Raw genomic sequence first — 18199 nt, 5'->3', positions numbered from 1 at the left:
GGCCGCGCCGTTTTTCGAGCCGCAGCAGGCGCGGGCGCCTCGTCCCGGCGCCGCTGTGGAATTCACCGACCGGTCCTTAGCGCGAATGTCCGAAAGCCGCCTCTACCAATCCATCGCCGCAAAGATCCTGTCGCTGATCGAATCGGGGGAATTCCCGACCGGTTCGCGGCTGCCGGGCGAGCGCGATCTGGCCGAGCGGTTCGCGGTCAGCCGGGTAACCATCCGCGAGGCCGAGATCGCGCTGGAAGCGCAGGGCTGGATCGCGATCAAGACCGGCTCGGGCGTGTACGTGCGGCCGCGTCCGATCGATGCGCAGGGCGCGCTGCCCGACGTCACCGCCTTCGACCTGACCGCCGCGCGCACGGTGATCGAGGCCGAAGCCGCGGCGCTGGCCGCCGGGCGCCTGACCGATGCCGATATCGAGGAACTGCAGACCCTGGTCACGGCAATGTCCGACCCGACCACCACCGAGGAAATGGCCGGCGAATACGACCGCCGCTTCCACCTGGCGATCGCGCGCCTGTCCGGCAATCCGGTGGTGGAGTACTGCATCCACCTGATCTGGCGCATGCGCAACGAACTGCCGCGGGTGCGCCAGGTGTATGCGCACGTCTGCCACCAGGACGACGCGACCCGTACCGACGAACATGCCGCGATCCTGGAAGCGCTGAAGACGCGCGATCCGGCGGCCTCGCGCAACGCGATGCGCAATCACTTCCAGCGCCTGTTCGAATCGATGCTGGAAGCCACCGAGAGCCAGGCCCTGGCCGAGATCCGCCGCCGCACTCAGCAGGACCGCGAGCGCTTCCTGGCGACCACGCGGATCTGAGCCGGGCGCCGCTGCTGGCGTAATGCTTCCGTTGTCGGCGCTGCGGCGTCATGCGTGTACGCGGATGCGCGCGTGCGGCGTGTCGTCGCCGCTGCCCTCGGTCATCGTCGGGGCGTGCTCGCCTGACTTTGCGGTGTCTGCGTCTGCGCAATCGCAACGCAATCGCGGCACATTGCGCCAGCCGGCGATGTCGCACGCGTCGACATCTGAACGCCATCGTCGCGCCGCACTTGGGTCGCAGCGTCAACCGCAGCGCGGCTGTGTCTCGCGCAGCGACGCCAGCACGATCGGCGATCGCGCCGACTGCGCTGCCCGCATTCACGCCTAGCGCTGCATGCGCCTGTTAAGCATGCAGCCAAGCGGGCTCTCTGGCCCCTCTGGATCATCATGGCGTCCCCCTGGCGTGCGTTGCGTAGACGGCTGCTTCCTTATCGGCGCGGCCTTTCCGGCATGCGCGCGATGTTTCTGCAGCATGGCCGCGCGCGGCCGCTGACCGAAGAGCCGCTGCGTGCGCAACTGCTCAGCGCCGAACAGATGGCCGCGCACGGCGAAGCCCTGGCGCGCAGTCACCGGGTGCGCGGCGGGCGCAGTCCCGAGGTGTTGCTGGCGCGGCTGAAACAGAACGAGGACGTGCTGCGCGACGCCTTGGCGATGCTCGCGGCGATGGTCCGCGACGACATCCGCGTCACCCCGGCCGGCGAGTGGCTGCTGGACAACTTCTACCTGGTCGAAGAACAGATCCTGATCGCGCGGCGCCATCTGCCGGCCGGCTACAGCCGCCAGCTGCCGGCGCTGGCGCAGGGCGCGTCGGCCGGGTTGCCGCGCGTCTATGCGTTGTCGATGGACGCCATCGCCCATGGCGACGGCCGTATCGATGCCGACATGGCCAGCCGCTTCATCGCCGCCTACCAGACGGTGACGCCGCTGAAGCTGGGCGAGCTGTGGGCGATCCCGATCATGCTGCGCCTGGGCCTGCTGGAAAACCTGCGCCGGGTCGCGGCGCGGGTGATGCGCGACGGCATCGACCACCGCCTGGCCAGCGACTGGGCCGACCGGCTCAATACCACCGCCGCGCAGGATCCCAAGAGCGTGGTGCTGGTGGTCGCGGACATGGCGCGCTCGCAGCCGCCGCTGTCCGGCGCGTTCGTGGCCGAGCTGGTGCGCGGGCTGCACGGGCGCGGCGGGGTGCTGGCGATGCCGGTGACCTGGGTCGAGCAATGGCTGGCCGACGGCGGCCAGCGCATCGACGACATGGTGCACGCGGAGAGCCAGCAGCAGGCCGCCGACCAGGTCTCGATCAGCAACAGCATCGCCAGCCTGCGGTTCCTGGCGACGATGGACTGGCGCGACTTCGTCGAAGACCTGAGCGTGGTCGAAGCGCACCTGCGTCGCGACCCGCACGGCACCTATGCGCAGATGGATTTCCAGACCCGCGACAGCTACCGGCACAGCGTCGAACTGCTGGCGCGGCGCAGCGGCGCCAGCGAAGACGCGGTAGCCGCGTGCGTGCTGCAGCTGGCGCAGGCGGCATCCGCGGACGACCGGCGCCATGTCGGCTACTACCTGGTCGACGATGGCCAGCGCGACCTGCCGGCGGCGATCGCCGCGCTGCCGCGCGCGCGGCGGCGGCCCTACGTGGCGCGGCGCACGCTGCCGCTGCCCGCGTACCTGCTGCCGATCGCGGCGATCGCCGCATTCGGCGCCTGGACCCTGCTCGAGCAGCTGCATGCGCTGGCCGCGGTGCCGGCCTGGCTGTGGGCGACCACCGCACTGTTGGGCGTGCTGGCGTTCAGCGAACTGGGCGTGGCGCTGGTCAACTGGGCGGCGACGCTGCTGGTGGCGCCGCGCACGCTGCCGCGGATGGACTTTTCCAAGGGCATTCCGGCCGGCGCGCGGACCCTGGTGGTGGTGCCGAGCATGCTCAGCGACACGGCCACGATCGACGAACTGGCCGAGGCGCTGGAAGTGCGATTCCTGGCCAACCGCGATACGCAACTGCATTTCGCGCTGCTCACTGATTTCCTCGACGCCGCGCAGGCGACGCTGCCCGGCGACGCGGCGCTGCTCGAGCACGCGGTACAGCACATCGTGCGGCTCAACCAGCGCTACGCGCCGGAAAGCGGCGACCGCTTCTTCCTGCTGCATCGCCCGCGCCTGTGGAGCGCCGGCGAACGCGCCTGGATCGGCCACGAGCGCAAGCGCGGCAAGCTGGCGGCGCTGAACCGGCTGCTGCGCGGCGGCGCGGCCGATGCCGATTTCAGTGCGGCGATCGGCGCGACCGCGCTGCTGGCGCAAGTGCGCTACGTGATCACTCTGGACGCGGACACGCGGCTGCCGCGCGACGCGGCACGCGAGTTCGTCGCGACCCTGGCGCATCCGCTGAACCGCGCGCGCATCGATCCGGCACTGGGCCGGGTGACCCGCGGCTACGGCATCCTGCAGCCGAGCGTGGGCAGCAGCATGAGCGGCCATCGCATCACCCGCTACGCGCGCCTGTTCGGCAGCGAGCCGGGCATCGACCCGTACACGCGCACCGTGTCGGACGTGTACCAGGACCTGTTTGGCGAAGGCTCGTTCGTCGGCAAGGGCATCTACGACGTGGACGCGTTCGAGCAGACGCTCGACGGCCGCCTGCCCGACAACCGCATCCTCAGCCACGACCTGCTGGAAGGCTGCTACGCACGTGCTGGCCTGGTCAGCGACGTGCGGCTGTTCGAGGATTATCCGGCGCGCTATGCGGCCGACGTGAAGCGCCGCGCGCGCTGGATCCGTGGCGACTGGCAACTGCTGCCCTGGCTGCTGCCGTGGGTGCCGGACGCGGCCGGCCGCTACCGGCGCACGCCGCTGTCGCTGCTGTCGCGCGGCAAGTTGCTGGACAACCTGCGCCGCAGCCTGGTGCCGCTCGCCGCCACCGCGTTGCTGGCGATCGGTTGGCTGTGGCTGCCGCGGCCGGCGGCGTGGACCGCGTGGCTGCTGGGCCTGTTGGTGCTGCCGATCGTGGTGCCGGCGCTGCACGACCTGGTCGCCAAGCCGTCGGACATGGGCTGGCGCATGCATCTGGGTACGCTGGCCAAGGCGGTGGCGACGCAGTTGCAGCGCGCGCTGGTGGCGCTGGCCTGCCTGCCGTACGAGGCCGGCTACGCCGCGCTGGCGATCGTGCGCACGCTGTGGCGCATGCTGGTCAGCCGGCGCCACTTGCTGCAATGGCATGCGTCCAGCGACGTGGCGCGCAGCCTCGGCCGCGGCAATGCGGCCGAGCTGGTCGGGATGGCGCCGGCGGCGCTGTGCGCGCTGGCGCTGCTGGCGGTGCTGGCCTGGCGGCAACCGCATGCGCTGTGGGTCGCCACGCCGATCCTGGCGCTGTGGATCGTGGCCCCGGCGCTGATGGCGTGGATGGGGCATGCGCCAGCGCAACGCCGCGCGCAGCTGGCGCCGCCGCAACGCGCCTTCCTCGGCCGGCTGTCGCGGCGGACCTGGGCGTTCTTCGAAGTGCACATGCGCGCGCAGGACCATTGGCTGCCGCCGGACAACGTGCAGGAGCATCCGCAGCTGGTGGTGGCGCGGCGCACCTCGCCGACCAACATCGGCCTGGCCCTGCTCGGCAATCTGGCCGCCTACGATCTGGGCTACCTGCAGCCGGGCGGGGTGATCGAGCGCACCCGGCTGACCCTGGCGACGATGGAGACGCTGCCGCGCCATCGCGGCCATTTCTACAACTGGTACGACACCGAGACCCTGTTGCCGCTGCCGCCGGCCTACCTGTCGACGGTGGACAGCGGCAACCTGGCCGGGCATCTGCTGACCCTGCGCCAGGGCCTGCTGGCGCTGTGCGATGCGCCGTTGTTGGCCGCGACCACCTTCGACGGGCTGGCCGACACGTTCGGCGTGCTGCGCGAGGCCGCGCACGACAATCCCGCCGCGGCGTCGCTGCCGCAGGCGGCGCTGCACGATGTCGATCAGCGTCTGCAGGCGCTGCGCACGGCCCCGCCGGAGACGCTGTCGCAGACCTGGCACGCACTGGCTGCGTTGGCCGTGCAGGCGGCCTCGATCGCCGAGCGCTGGCCGCCGCCGGTGCCCACCGCCGAGCACTCCGCCGACGCCTTGGCGCCGCACTGGCCGCAGGTGTTGCTGGACGCATGCAGCGCCGCGCAGCAGGAACTGCGCGAGTTCGCGCCGTGGGCGACGGTGGCCGACCAGTTCGACGCCACGCCGATGTCCGCCTTGGCCGAGATGCCGTTGCCGACCTTGCGCGCGCTGGCCGCGCAGACCCACAACGCCGAAGCCGCCGAGCGCGCCCGCGCGCGCATCCACCAGCTCGAGCGCCTGGCGCATATCGCCGGGCAGCTGTCGCTGATGGAATACGGCTTCCTCTACGATCCGGCGCGGCGCCTGCTGGCGATCGGCTACAACGTCGACGAACGGCGCCTGGACCAGGGTTACTACGACCTGTTGGCATCGGAGGCGCGGCTGTGCAGCTTCGTCGCCATCGCCCAGGGCCAGCTGCCGCAGGAAAGCTGGTTCGCGCTCGGCCGCCAGCTCACCGAGGTCGATGGCGAAGCGACGCTGCTGTCGTGGAGCGGCTCGATGTTCGAATACCTGATGCCGCAGCTGGTGATGCCCAGCTATGCCGACACCTTGCTCGACCAGACCGCGGTGCATGCGGTCAACGCGCAGATCGCGCACGGCGCGCGGCATGCGCTGCCGTGGGGCGTGTCCGAGTCCGGCTACAACGCGGTCGATGCGCGGATGAATTACCAGTACCGTGCGTTCGGCGTGCCCGGGCTGGGCCTCAAGCGCGGGCTCGGCGACGATCTGGTGATCGCGCCGTACGCCAGCATGATGGCGCTGATGGTGGCCCCGGAAGCGGCCTGCAGCAATCTGCAGCGGCTTGCCGAGTCCGGTTTCGGCGGGCGTTTCGGCCTGCACGAGGCGATCGACTACACCCCCAGCCGGGTCCCGCCCGGCCAGGACCACGCGCTGATCCGCTCGTACATGGCGCACCACCAGGGCATGGGCCTGTTGGCGCTGGACCATTTGTTGCGCGAGCAGCCGATGCAGAAGCGCTTCGCCGCCGATGCCGAGTTCCAGGCCACCTTGCTGCTGCTGCAGGAACGGATTCCGCGGGTGGGCGTGTTCCATCCGCAGGAGGCCGACGGTGCCGCGCGCAGCCCGCAGGACGCGCGCGAGGACGAGACCCAGCTGCGCGTGTTCCGCGACCCGAGCGCGCCGCGGCCGGCGGTGCAGCTGCTCTCCAACGGCCGCTACCACGGCTTGCTGACCAGCGCCGGCGGCGGCTACAGCCGCATGCGCGACATGGCCATCACCCGCTGGCGCGAGGACGGCACCCGCGACCATTGGGGCAGTTTCTGCTACCTGCGCGACGTGGACAGCGGCGACTACTGGTCGGCCGCCTACCAGCCCACCGCGGTGGCGGTGGACCACTACGAAGCGATCTTCTCCGATGCCAAGGCCGAGTTCCGCGGCCGCAAGCGCGGCTTCGACACGCACATGGAAGTGGCGATCTCCGCCGAGGACGACATCGAGCTGCGCCGCCTGCGGGTCAGCAACCGGTCGCGGCAACCGCGCACCATCGAGATCACCACCTATGCCGAAGTGGTGCTGGCGCCGGCCATCGCCGACGAACTGCATCCGGCCTTCAGCAATTTGTTCGTGCAGACCGAGATCGCCCGCGACACGCAGGCGCTGCTGTGCACGCGGCGCACCCGCGCGCACGACGAGGTGGCGCCGTGGATGTTCCACGTGGTGGCGGTGCACGATGCGCACATCGGCGCGATTTCCTACGAGACCGACCGCGCGCGCTTCCTCGGACGCGGCAATACGGCGCGCAATCCGCGCGCGTTGCGCCACGATGCGGTGCTGTCCGACACCGCCGGTTCGGTGCTCGACCCGGTGGTCGCGATCCGCTGCCGGATCGTGCTGGCGCCGGAGCAGACCGCGATGATCGACATGGTCTACGGCGTCGGCGGCGACCGCGCCGCGTGCATGGCGCTGATCGACAAGTACCGCGACCGGCGCCTGGCCGACCGCGTGTTCGACCTGGCCTGGACCCACAGCCAGGTGGTGCGCCGCCAGATCAACGCCTCGCAGGCCGACGCGCAGTTGTACGAGCGCCTGGCCGGGCTGATGGTGTACGTGCATCCGGCGCTGCGCGCCGACAGCGAGCTGCTGCTGCAGAACCGGCGCGGCCAGTCCGGGCTGTGGGGCCATGCGATCTCCGGCGACCTGCCGATCGCGCTGCTGCAGATCGGCGATGCCGACAACATCGAACTGGTGCGGCAGATGGTGCAGGCGCACGCGTACTGGCGGCTCAAGGGCCTGCATGCGGACCTGGTGATCTGGAACGAGAGCCAGAGCGGCTACCGGCAGCAGCTGCAGGAGCAGATCCTGGGCATGGTCGCGGCCGATCCGGACGCCAGCGTGCTGGAGCGCCCCGGCGGCATCTTCGTGCGCCCGGTGCAGAACATCTCGCAGGAGGACCGCATCCTGCTGCAGGTGGTGGCGCGGGTCATCGTCAGCGATCAGCGCGGCACCCTGGCCGCGCAGATCGGACGGCATCTGCCGCCGCCGCGCGGCGTGCCCGAACTGGTGCCGCTGCCCGCCGCCGCGCTGGCCGAGGCGCAGGCCCTGGCCATGCCTGCGCCTGCGGCCGGCGATGCGCACGAGGATCCGTGGCCGTTCGCGCCGGCGCATGCCGAGGTGCTGTTCGACAACGGCACCGGCGCTTTCGCCGCCGACGGCCGCGAATACCTGGTCGCGCTGCGCGAGGGCGCGCCGACGCCTGCGCCGTGGTCCAACGTGCTGGCCAATGCGCAGCTGGGCACGGTGCTCAGCGAGAGCGCCGCCGGCTACACCTGGTTCGAGAACGCGCACGAGTTCCGCCTGTCGCCGTGGCACAACGACCCGGTCGCCGACGCCTGCGGCGAGGCGTTCTACCTGCGCGACGAGGACAGCGGGCGAGTGTGGTCGCCGCAAGCGCTGCCGCGCCGCGGCGAGGGCGACTACCGCACCCGCCATGGCTTCGGCTACAGCGTCTACGAGCACGTGGAGGACGGCATCGCCAGCGAGCTGTGGGTGTACGTGGCGCTGCACGAGGCGGTGAAGTTCTCGGTGCTGAAGCTGCGCAACCTGTCCGGCCGCAGCCGGCGCCTGTCGGCGACCGGCTATGTGGAATGGGTGCTGGGCGATCTGCGGGTGAAGTCGCAGATGCACGTGGTCAGCGAACAGGACGGCGCGCACGGCGCATTGCTGGCGCGCAACCCGTACAACGCCGAGTTCTCCGCGCGCACCGCGTTCTTCGACGTGGACGCGGACACGCGCAGCTGCAGCGGCGACCGCAGCGAATTCCTCGGCCGCAACGGCGACATGGCCGACCCGCAGGCGCTGCGCCGCGAACGCCTGTCCGGGCGCCTTGGCGCCGGGCTGGATCCGTGCGCGGCGATCCAGGTGCCGCTGAGTCTGGCCGCCGGCGCCGAGTGCGAGACCGTGTTCCGGCTCGGCGCCGGCAAGGACCACGACGCGGCGGTGGAACTGGCGCGGCGCATGCGCGGCCGCGATGCCGCGCACGACGCGCTGGACGCGGTGCGCATCCACTGGCGGCAACTGCTCGGCGGGCTGCAGGTGAAGACCCCCGATCCCAGCGTGGACCTGCTGGTCAACGGCTGGCTGCCGTACCAGACCCTGGCCTGCCGCTACCTGGCGCGCAGCGGCTATTACCAGTCCGGCGGCGCGTTCGGTTTCCGCGACCAGCTGCAGGACATGATGGCGCTGGTCCACGCGACGCCAGCGCTGGCGCGCGAACACCTGCTGGCCAGCGCCGCGCACCAGTTCCCGCAGGGCGACGTGCTGCACTGGTGGCATCCGCCGCAGGACCGCGGCGTGCGCACGCGCTGTTCGGACGACTACCTGTGGTTGCCGCTGGCGGCGTGCCGCTACCTGCAGGTCACCGGCGACCGCGGCGTGCTCGACGAAGACGTGCGCTACATCGAAGGCCGCGCCGTCGGCGCGGACGAAGAGTCGTATTACGACCTGCCGGCGCCGTCCAGCCAGCGTGCGCCGCTGTACGCGCACTGCGTGCAGGCGCTGCGTCGCGGCATGGCGCTGCTCGGCGAACGCGGCCTGCCGCTGATCGGCACCGGCGACTGGAACGACGGCATGAACCGGGTGGGCGAGGGCGGCAAGGGCGAGAGCGTGTGGCTGGGCTTCTTCCTGTACCACGTGCTGCAGCAGTTCGCGGCGCTGGCGCGCGGGCGCGAGGATACGGCCTTCGCCGACGAGTGCGACGCGGCGGCGCATACGCTGCGCGGCAATCTGGAGGCGCATGCCTGGGATGGCGGCTGGTATCGGCGCGCGTGGTTCGACGACGGCACCGCGCTGGGTTCGGCGGACAACACCGAATGCCGCATCGATTCGATCTCGCAGAGCTGGTCGGTGCTGTCCGGCGCGGCCGAACCGGCGCGCGCGCAGCAGGCGATGGCCGCGCTGGACCAGCATCTGGTCAAGCGCGACGCCGGCCTGATCCAGCTGCTGGAGCCGCCGTTCGACCGCATCGAGCACGACCCCGGCTACATCCGCGGCTACGTGCCGGGCGTGCGCGAGAATGGCGGGCAGTACACGCATGCGGCGGTGTGGGCGGCGATGGCCTTCGCCCACCTCGGCGATGGCGAACGCGCCTGGGAGCTGGCGCGGATGATCAACCCGATCCAGCACAGCCTGGATGCGGCGGCCAGCGAGCGCTACAAGGTCGAACCCTACGTGCTCGCCGCCGACGTCTACGGCGTGGCACCACACGTGGGCCGCGGCGGCTGGACCTGGTACACCGGCTCGGCCGGCTGGATGTACCGGCTGCTGGTCGAATCGCTGCTCGGCCTGCAGCGCGAAGGCGACAGCCTGCGGCTGCGGCCGTGCCTGCCGGCCGACTGGGAGCGCTGCGAACTGCACTACAGCCACGGCGGCAGCACGTACCACATCGAGCTGCTGCAGTCGGTGGCCGCTGAGGCGGATGCCGACGCCGACGACGGCAGCGGCCTGTTCCTGGACGACCTGCGCCAGCAGGACGCGCGCATCGCGCTGGTCGACGACGGCAAGGCGCATCGCGTGCAATGGCGGCAGCCGCGCGCACCGACATGAACACGCGCGCGCAGACCCAGGCGGCATTGGCGCATATGGCGGCGATGCTGCCGCAGTGGACCGCGCATCTGCGCCATCCGCAGGAATTCTGGCCGCAGTTCAGCGCGCTCGCGCAGGAACTGCTGGACGCGGCGGATCCGGGCGATCGCGCGCAGGCGCGGCAGGCGTTGGCGGCGATGCTCGCCGAGCATGCGCTCGATACGCGGCTGCTGCCGCACTGAGTCGCGTCATCGCTTCACGCGCGCACGCCGTCGTGCGGATCGCCCGGCAATCGATGGTAGCCCTCAGCGCCGCGCCGTATGGCGCTGCGCCGATCCCGCCACGCTGGCCTCACGGCATGGTCACCCCGGTTGCACGTCGCCTGCGGCAACACTGCGGTCCACGACGTCGCAAGAGGACACCATCCGATGCAAGCTCTCACCTATCACGGCACCAAGGACGTGCGTGTGGAAACCGTTCCCGATCCGGTACTGATCGACGCCGACGACATCGTGCTGCGGGTCACCGCCACCGCGATCTGCGGCTCCGACCTGCACCTGTATCGCGGCAAGATCCCCGACATGCACAGCGGCGACGTGCTCGGCCACGAATTCATGGGCGTGGTGGAAGATGTCGGCCCCGAGGTGACGCGGGTGAAGAAGGGCGACCGCGTGGTGATCCCGTTCGTGATCGCCTGCGGGGAGTGCTTCCACTGTCGCCTGACCGAATATGCCGCCTGCGAGACCACCAATACCGGCAAGGGCGCCGCACTCAACCAGAAGGGCATCCGCCCGCCGGCGGCGCTGTTCGGCTACAGCCACCTGTACGGCGGCGTGGCCGGCGGCCAGGCCGAATACGTGCGCGTGCCCAAGGCCAACGTCGGCCCGCTGGTGGTGCCGGACGCGCTGCACGACGAGCAGGTGCTGTTCCTGTCCGACATCCTGCCCACCGGCTACCAGGCCGCGCTCAACGCCGGCGTCGGCCAGGGCAGCACCGTGGCGATCTTCGGCGCCGGCCCGGTCGGGCTGATGACCGCCGCCTGCTGCCGCATGCTCGGCGCCGAGCGCATCTTCATGGTCGACCGCTATCAGTACCGGCTGGATTTCGCGCAGAAGACCTATGGCGTGATTCCGCTCAATTTCGAACAGATCGACGATCCGGCCGACATCATCGTCGGCCAGACCGACGGCCGCGGCGTGGATGCCAGCATCGACGCGGTCGGCTTCGAGGCCAAGGGCAGCACCGTGGAAACGGTGATGGCCACGCTGAAGCTGGAAGGCAGCAGCGGCACCGCGTTGCGCCAGTGCATCGCCGCCACGCGCCGCGGCGGCACCGTGAGCGTGCCCGGCGTGTATGCCGGTTTCATCCACGGCTTCCTGTTCGGCGACGCGTTCGACAAGGGCCTGACCTTCAAGATGGGCCAGACCCACGTGCAGCGTTTCCTGCCGGAGCTGCTGGAGCATATCGGCGAAGGCCGGCTCAAGCCGAACGAGATCATCACCCATCGCATGAGCCTGGCGCAGGCCGCCGACGGCTACGCGATCTTCGACAAGAAGGAACAGGACTGCCGCAAGGTGATCCTGACGCCGTAACCCGGCGCGATCGTCGCCTCGCTGCCGTCGCGCTGCATGCAGCCGACGGTGGCCGAGGCCGGCACCGTGCATGAACTCTTTATCGATGTGCACGTCGCCGTGCGGCATGCACACGCTGCGTGGGCGCCATGCCTGTTGTGATCGCGGCACACCCCGCATCGCATGCCGCGCATCCGTCGCGCCATCGACCGTGTCGTTTTTCGAATTGCCTGAGAGACTTCCTTGACCGACCTGCTTTCCCCTGCCGCCTTGGGCGATGCCTGCGATCTGCGCAGCGCCGCCTTGCGCGTGCTCGAACGCTATCCGCAGCTGCCGCTGCCCGGCGCTGGCAACACCTTGGATCGCTGGCGGATCCTGGCCGAAATCGCCGCGACCGACGTGTGCCTGGCCAAGGTGCTGGAGGCGCATTACGACGCCCAGGCGATCCTGGCCGAGCTGGGCGCCGCACCGCCCGCGCCCGGGCAACTGTTCGCGGTGTGGGCAGCCGAAGCGCCGGATGCGCGCCTGGCTTATCGCAGCGACACCGGGCGTGGCGAAGTGCACGGCCGCAAGGCCTGGTGCTCCGGTGCCGGCATGGTCGATTGCGCGCTGCTCACCGCGCACGACCAGGACCGCCAGCAACTGGTGCAGGTGCAACTGGGCCGGCCCGGCATCGCCATCGATACGCAGGCCTGGGCGGCGATCGGCATGGCACGCGTGGTCAGCGGGCCGGTGACCTTCGATGCCGTGCCGGCCAGCGCGATCGGTGCGCCGGGCCAGTATCTGGCGCGTCCGGGGTTCTGGCATGGCGGCGCCGGCATCGCCGCCTGTTGGTTCGGCGCGGCGGCCGCAGTGGCCGAGCGCCTACGTGCGCATCCCAAGCTGCAGCGCGATGCGCATGCGGCGATGCACCTGGGCGCGATCGACCAGCAGCTCGGCGCGGCGCGCGCGCTGCTGCGCGAACTGGCCGCGGCGATCGATGCGGCGCCCGAACACGATCACCAGCATGCGGTGATCCGGCTGCGTTCGTTCGTGGAACGCGCCGCCACCGACGTGCTGGATCGCGTTGGCCGCGCCTTGGGCCCGGCGCCGCTGTGCAGCGATCGCGAACATGCCATGCGCTGCGCCGACCTGGCCGTGTTCGTGCGCCAGAGCCATGCCGAGCACGATTGGGCGGCGCTGGGCCAGGCGCTGGCCGATCAGGTGCAGCCATGGCGGCTGTGAGCGCGGCGCAGATCCACGGCGACGGCACGCCGGAGTCGGCATGGCAGCGCTCGCCGTGGCTGGCGGCCTTGCCGCAGCGCCGGATCGAAGACCTGCTCGCCGGCGCTGGCCGCTTGGTGGTGGTGTCGCCGCATCCGGACGACGAAGCGCTGGGCTGCGGCGGCGCGGTCGCCTGTGCGCGGCGGCTGCGCCTGCCGGTGTGCCTGATCGCGGTGACCGATGGCGAGGCGTGCTATCCGGACGACCCGTACTGGACGCCGCAGCGCCTGCGCGACGTGCGCCGCGCCGAACTGGCCGCCGCCGCGCAGTGCCTGGGCCTGGACGCCGCCGCGATCTGCCACCTGCGCATCGCCGACGGCCAGGTCGGTCAGCGCGAATTCGTGGTCGCCGAACAGATCCACGCGCACTTGCATGCCGGCGATCTGGTGCTGACGACGTGGTGCCACGACGGTCATCCGGACCACGAAGCCACCGCGCGCGCGGTGCGGCGCGCTGTCGCCGCCGGCGATGCGCGCATGGCCGAATTCCCGGTCTGGGCCTGGCACTGGATGGACGCCGGCGCGCCGCAGCAGGCGCTGCCCGGCGCGGTTCGCTACGCGCTGGACGACGCCGACTGGCAGGCCAAGCAACAGGCGCTGCGCTGCTTCGCCTCGCAGCTGGGCACCGCGCAACCGGCGGTGCCGGCGCCGATCCTGCCGCCGCAGGTGCTGGAACGTTTCGCGCGCCGCTTCGAGGTCTTTGTCGCATGAGCGCGGTGCAGCAGTATTTCGGCGACATCTACCGCGACGACGATCCGTTCGGCTATCGCGAACGGTGGTACGAAGCGCGCAAGCGCGACCTGTTGCTGGCCAGCCTGCCGCGCGCACGTTTCGAACGCGCCTGGGAACTGGGTTGCTCCAACGGCGAGCTGACGGCGGCGCTGGCACCGCGCTGCGACGCGCTGCTGGCCACCGACCTGTCCGAGCGCGCGGTGGTCCTGGCCGCGCAACGCAATGCGCACTCCGCGCACGTGCACGTGCAGCAGGCCGAGCATCCGCGCAGCTGGCCGCCGGGCCGTTTCGATCTGATCGTGTTCAGCGAGGTCGGCTATTACCTGCCGTTGCCGCTGCTGCAGGACTGCATCCAGCGCCTGCGTGCGTCGCTGACCGAACAGGGCGTGCTGGTCGCCTGCCACTGGCTGCATCCGTTTGCGCAGGCGTGCATGGACGGACGCGCGGTGCACGCCTGCCTGGCGCAGACCCTGCAGCTGCCGCGCCTGCTGCGCTACGAAGACGACGACGTGCTGCTCGAAGCCTGGGGCGCCACGCCGTATTCGGTCGCGGCCGCGGAGCGGCTGCGGTGATCGCGGTGCTGATTCCGGCGCACGACGAGGAACTGCTGATCGGCGCCTGCCTGCGCTCGGTGGCGCTGGCGGCGCAATGCACCGGCCTGCGCGGCGAGCCGGTGCAGGTGTTCGTCGCCCTGGACCGCTGCAGCGACGGCACCGCGGGCATCGTGGCCGCGCACGGCGCGCAGGCCATCGTGCTGCAGTCCGGCAATGTCGGCAGCGCGCGGGCTGCGGCGGCCGAAGCCGCGCTGGCCGCGGGCGCCCGCTGGCTGGCGTGTACCGACGCCGACTCGGTGGTGCCGGCGAACTGGCTGTCGGCGCAGCTGGACTGCGCCAGCGACGCGTTCTGCGGCATCGTCACGGTCGGCGACTGGGACGACTACGGCAGTGCGCTGCGCGACGTCTACCGCGCCGGCGAATGCCGCCGCGACGATCACCCGCACGTGCATGGTGCCAACCTGGGCCTCAGCGCCGACCTGTACCGGCGCTGCGGCGGCTTCCTGCCGCTGGCCGCGCACGAGGACGTGGCCCTGGTCGAGGCGATGGTGCGCGTACAGGCGCGGATCGCGCGCCGCGCGCAGCCGGTGGTGGTCACCAGCGCCAGACGCGTGGCGCGGGCACGCGGCGGCTTCAGCGACTACCTGAAGCAGATGGAGCGCAGCCTGGCCGAATCGCTGCTGCCCACGCCGGGTGGCGACGTGCTGGCTTGAGCCGAGGTGCATAGCCCCTCTCCCGTCGGCGACCGAAGGAAGTCCCGTGGGAGAGAGGGGTTGGGGTGAGGGTCCGGCGCGAAGCGTCTCGCGGAGTTTGGGTGCATGAGGCTGCGCCCGTACCCTCATCCGGCCCTTCGGGCCACCTTCTCCCGAGGGGAGAAGGGAGCGGCCGTAGCCCCTCTCCCCCCGGGAGAGGGGTTGGGGTGAGGGTACGGCGCGAAGCGACTCGCGGAGTGTGGGTGCACGAGGCTACGCCCGTACCCTCATCCGCCCCTGCGGGGCACCTTCTCCCGAGGGGAGAAGGGAACAGCCGGGGGATGCATAGTCAGAACAGCTACCGAGCGCCAGAGCCACTCCCATGTCCGTCTCATGACGGCGACCACCAACGGCCTGCACAGCGCGCCACCACCGCCAGGGCAACGCGCATTCAGCCAGGAACGCAGAACGGTGCCCGCAGCGGACAGGCCTCGGGATAAGTTTTGTCTCGGATTTGTTGCGAGACAGCAGCCGGCCCGGCCGTGGATCCGCGTTTGTCAATAGGCGCAAAGTAGTTTCTTTTTTTTTTCAATCACTTGCCCCATGGCTTCCGCTGCGCCGGTGAGCGCGCCGTTGTCCACAGGGGGTGTGGATGACTTCTGCATAAGGGTGTGGATAAGCCCGTCGCGGCCACGTGCCACAAGACTGTCAAGAGACCTGGCGAAAAATTAGACAGGGCAATTTCCGGCGCCCGCATCCGTCCCGATTCCGGAGGTCGGGAACGCCGTTCGGCGGCTCTGGGGGAGCCGTGTTGGACCACCTCCGCGGCCATGACACCGATCGGGCGCCGCCGCGCGGGCCCGATCGAGAACGGTGCTATGTCCCACCGGAAAAACCAGCGCTGCACCCCAGGCCCGCCGCCCCACCGCAAACGAAAACCGCGCCATGCGAAGGCATGGCGCGGTCGGGGCAAGGCTGACGCCAGCGACGCAGGCTCAGGCGAGCATGCGCAGCTTCGGTTCGCGGTCCCACTGGCGGGTCTTGGCGGCCTCGATGAAGCCCTTGGCGTTGCCGGCATCGAGCACGCCGGCGTCCTTGACCACGTTGCCGGCCTTCAGCAGCGGCTGCGCCCCGGCATCGGCGGCGATCGCCTTCAGGTGCGCGAAGGCGTTGCTGACGAAATCGACCGCGGCCGACTCCTTGCTCAGCTGCTTGCCGGCCTCGGCCGACAGCACCACCGCCACCGCGTCGAACACGAACGACGGGGTGCCGGCCAGTTGCCCGTCCGCGGCCAGCTTCTTGCCGTCGCTGAGCGTGGCGCCACCGAGCTTCGGCGCCACGATCTTGACCGTGGCGCCGGCGTCGCGCGCCGCCTTCTGCAAGGCCTTCACCGTCGCCGCGTCGGAGCCGTCGTGGACCAGGATGCCGATCGCGCGGCCCTGCAGGGTGTGCTTCATCTTGCCGATCAGTTGCAGCGCCGGCGACGGCGGCATGTCCTGCGGCGCGACCGCGGCCGGTGGCGCCGGCGGCAACGCGTCCATGCCCAGGCCGTCGGCCACGCGCTGCGCCAGCGCCTGATCGACGTGGCGCAGGTGCCCGACCACTGCCTCACGCACATGCGCGGTCTCCACCTTCGACAGCTCGAACACCAGCGCCGAGGCGACGTGCGCCTGCTCCGGCTTGCTCTGGCTGCGGAAAAACATGCGCGCCTGGCTGTAGTGGTCGGCGAAGCTCTCGGCGCGCACGCGGCCCTTGGCGCCGTCCTCGCTGGGCGTGGCGTGGCTGGGGAAGCCGCGCGCGCTTTCGCGCGGGGTGTCGTCCTGCAGCGAGCTGGGTTCGTAGGCGACGCGGCCCTTGGGCACGCCCATCTGCATGTGCCCGTCGCGCTGCATGTTGGCGAACGGGCACTTCGGCGCGTTGATCGGGATCTGGTGGAAGTTCGGCCCGCCCAGCCGGCTGAGCTGGGTATCCAGGTAGGAGAACAGGCGGCCCTGCAGCAGCGGGTCGTTGGAGAAGTCGATGCCGGGGGCGATGTTGGCCGGGCAATACGCCACCTGCTCGGTCTCGGCGAAGAAGTTGTCCGGCCAGCGGTCAAGCACCATGCGTCCGACGATCTTCAGCGGCACCAGTTCCTCGGGAATCAGTTTGGTCGAATCCAGATGGTCGAAGGGGAACTTGTCGGCCTCTTCCTCGGTGAACAGCTGCACGCCCAGCTCCCATTCCGGGAAATCGCCTTGCTGGATCGCTTCGAACAGATCGCGGCGATGGAAGTCCGGATCGGCGCCGGCCAGCTTCACCGCCTCGTCCCACACCGTGGATTGCAGGCCGAGCTTGGGCCGCCAGTGGAACTTGACGAAGGTGCTGTTGCCGTTGCGGTCGAGCAGGCGGAAGCTGTGGATGCCGAAGCCTTCGATCATGCGCAGCGAGCGCGGAATGGTGCGGTCGCTCATCGCCCACATGATCATGTGCAGCGATTCGGGGGTCAGCGAAATGAAATCCCAGAACGTGTCGTGCGCGCTGGCCGCCTGCGGGAAGCCGCGGTCCGGCTCCATCTTCACCGCGTGGATCAGGTCCGGGAACTTGATCGCGTCCTGGATGAAGAACACCGGGATGTTGTTGCCGACCAGGTCCCAGTTGCCTTCCTTGGTGTAGAACTTGACCGCGAAACCGCGCACGTCGCGCGGCGTGTCCACCGACCCGGCGCCGCCGGCGACGGTGGAAAAGCGGGTGAACACCGGTGTCTTCACCCCGACCTCGGTGAGGATCTTGGCGGTGGTGTAGGTGTCCAGCGACGCGGTCAGCTCGAAATAGCCGTGCGCGGCGCTGCCGCGCGCGTGCACGATGCGCTCGGGGATGCGTTCGTGGTCGAAGTGGGTGATCTTCTCGCGCAGGATGAAATCTTCCAGCAACGTCGGTCCGCGCGGCGTGGCGCGCAGCGAGTTCTGGTTGTCGGCGATCGGAATGCCCTGGTTGGTGGTCAGCGGCGGATGCGTGCCGCCGGCGTGCTGATGCAGTTCGTCGCCGCGACCGCGCTGGTCGGCGACGGCGCTGGTATCGACGGGCGTGCTGGATTTGCTGGGCTTGCGAGGGCTGGCCATGGATGAGCGCTCCGGGGGATGAGGCGGTTACGGCAGAAGGGATTCGCGCTGCAATGGCTGCGGAATGTGCGGGAGAGAGGGGGTGTTAGGGGTCCGACCGATGCTGTGCCGGCAGCCGTGAACGATCCGTGCAACCTGTCCGAGCATGGCGTGAGGACGCTGCTGCGGCATGTGTTGCAGTTCGCACAAAGCGCGGACGTGCGAGCGACGTGTATCGCTGAGTTCCAATGCGTCGCGCCACGGCCTGGCGTCGCCCGAGGCGGCTGCGGCGAACCGCGGGCGTGCCCGCTGCCGCTGCCCGTCGGGACGCCGCAAGCGCCGAACGGTGCGGCATT

Annotated in this window: 9 protein-coding genes; 8 read left to right on the top strand and 1 reads right to left on the bottom strand. The window is 70.4% G+C overall.

Annotation, left to right across the window (positions count from 1 at the left end; genetic code table 11):
- Positions 1 to 85: 85 nt before the first annotated feature.
- The 8 genes from HEP75_RS15450 (at position 86) to HEP75_RS15415 (ending at position 14787) form a co-directional block, all read left to right on the top strand.
- Entirely contained in the window at positions 86 to 829 is a 744-nt protein-coding gene (locus tag HEP75_RS15450; RefSeq protein ID WP_185824120.1) for a FadR/GntR family transcriptional regulator, read from the top strand.
- A gap of 450 nt (positions 830 to 1279) precedes the next feature.
- Complete coding sequence (locus HEP75_RS15445) at positions 1280 to 9976, top strand: glucoamylase family protein (RefSeq protein WP_255423873.1); 8697 nt, start codon at positions 1280 to 1282, stop codon at positions 9974 to 9976.
- Positions 9973 to 10197, top strand: a complete 225-nt coding sequence (locus HEP75_RS15440; RefSeq protein ID WP_255423525.1) for a hypothetical protein — start codon at positions 9973 to 9975, stop codon at positions 10195 to 10197. Before HEP75_RS15445 ends, HEP75_RS15440 begins: the two co-directional genes overlap by 4 nt.
- Positions 10198 to 10383: 186 nt before the next feature.
- Positions 10384 to 11547 carry a zinc-dependent alcohol dehydrogenase gene (locus HEP75_RS15435; RefSeq protein ID WP_185824118.1) on the top strand — a complete coding sequence of 388 codons (1164 nt, stop codon included), beginning with the start codon at positions 10384 to 10386 and terminating at the stop codon, positions 11545 to 11547.
- A gap of 222 nt (positions 11548 to 11769) precedes the next feature.
- On the top strand, positions 11770 to 12750 hold the full coding sequence (locus HEP75_RS15430; protein ID WP_255423872.1) for an acyl-CoA dehydrogenase: 981 nt from the start codon (positions 11770 to 11772) through the stop codon (positions 12748 to 12750).
- Positions 12738 to 13499: a PIG-L family deacetylase gene (locus HEP75_RS15425; protein WP_185813554.1), complete on the top strand. Its 762-nt coding sequence runs from the start codon at positions 12738 to 12740 to the stop codon at positions 13497 to 13499. Before HEP75_RS15430 ends, HEP75_RS15425 begins: the two co-directional genes overlap by 13 nt.
- Positions 13496 to 14092 (top strand): class I SAM-dependent methyltransferase, encoded by a 597-nt coding sequence (locus tag HEP75_RS15420; protein ID WP_185824117.1) that lies wholly within the window; start codon positions 13496 to 13498, stop codon positions 14090 to 14092. Before HEP75_RS15425 ends, HEP75_RS15420 begins: the two co-directional genes overlap by 4 nt.
- Complete coding sequence (locus HEP75_RS15415; protein ID WP_185824116.1) at positions 14089 to 14787, top strand: glycosyltransferase family 2 protein; 699 nt, start codon at positions 14089 to 14091, stop codon at positions 14785 to 14787. The genes HEP75_RS15420 and HEP75_RS15415 overlap by 4 nt, the downstream gene beginning before the upstream one ends.
- Positions 14788 to 15761: 974 nt before the next feature.
- On the opposite strand, the gene HEP75_RS15410 is transcribed toward HEP75_RS15415, so the two are convergent.
- Positions 15762 to 17864, bottom strand: a complete 2103-nt coding sequence (locus tag HEP75_RS15410; RefSeq protein WP_185824115.1) for a catalase — start codon at positions 17862 to 17864, stop codon at positions 15762 to 15764.
- Between the last annotated feature and the right edge of the window lie 335 nt (positions 17865 to 18199).

Origin of the sequence: Xanthomonas sp. SI (genome assembly GCF_014236855.1) — a bacterium.
In the GTDB taxonomy this organism is placed as follows: Bacteria; Pseudomonadota; Gammaproteobacteria; order Xanthomonadales; family Xanthomonadaceae; genus Xanthomonas_A.
The sequence above is the reverse complement of the archived record's forward strand: the minus strand, read 5'-3'. Positions and strand labels throughout refer to the sequence as shown.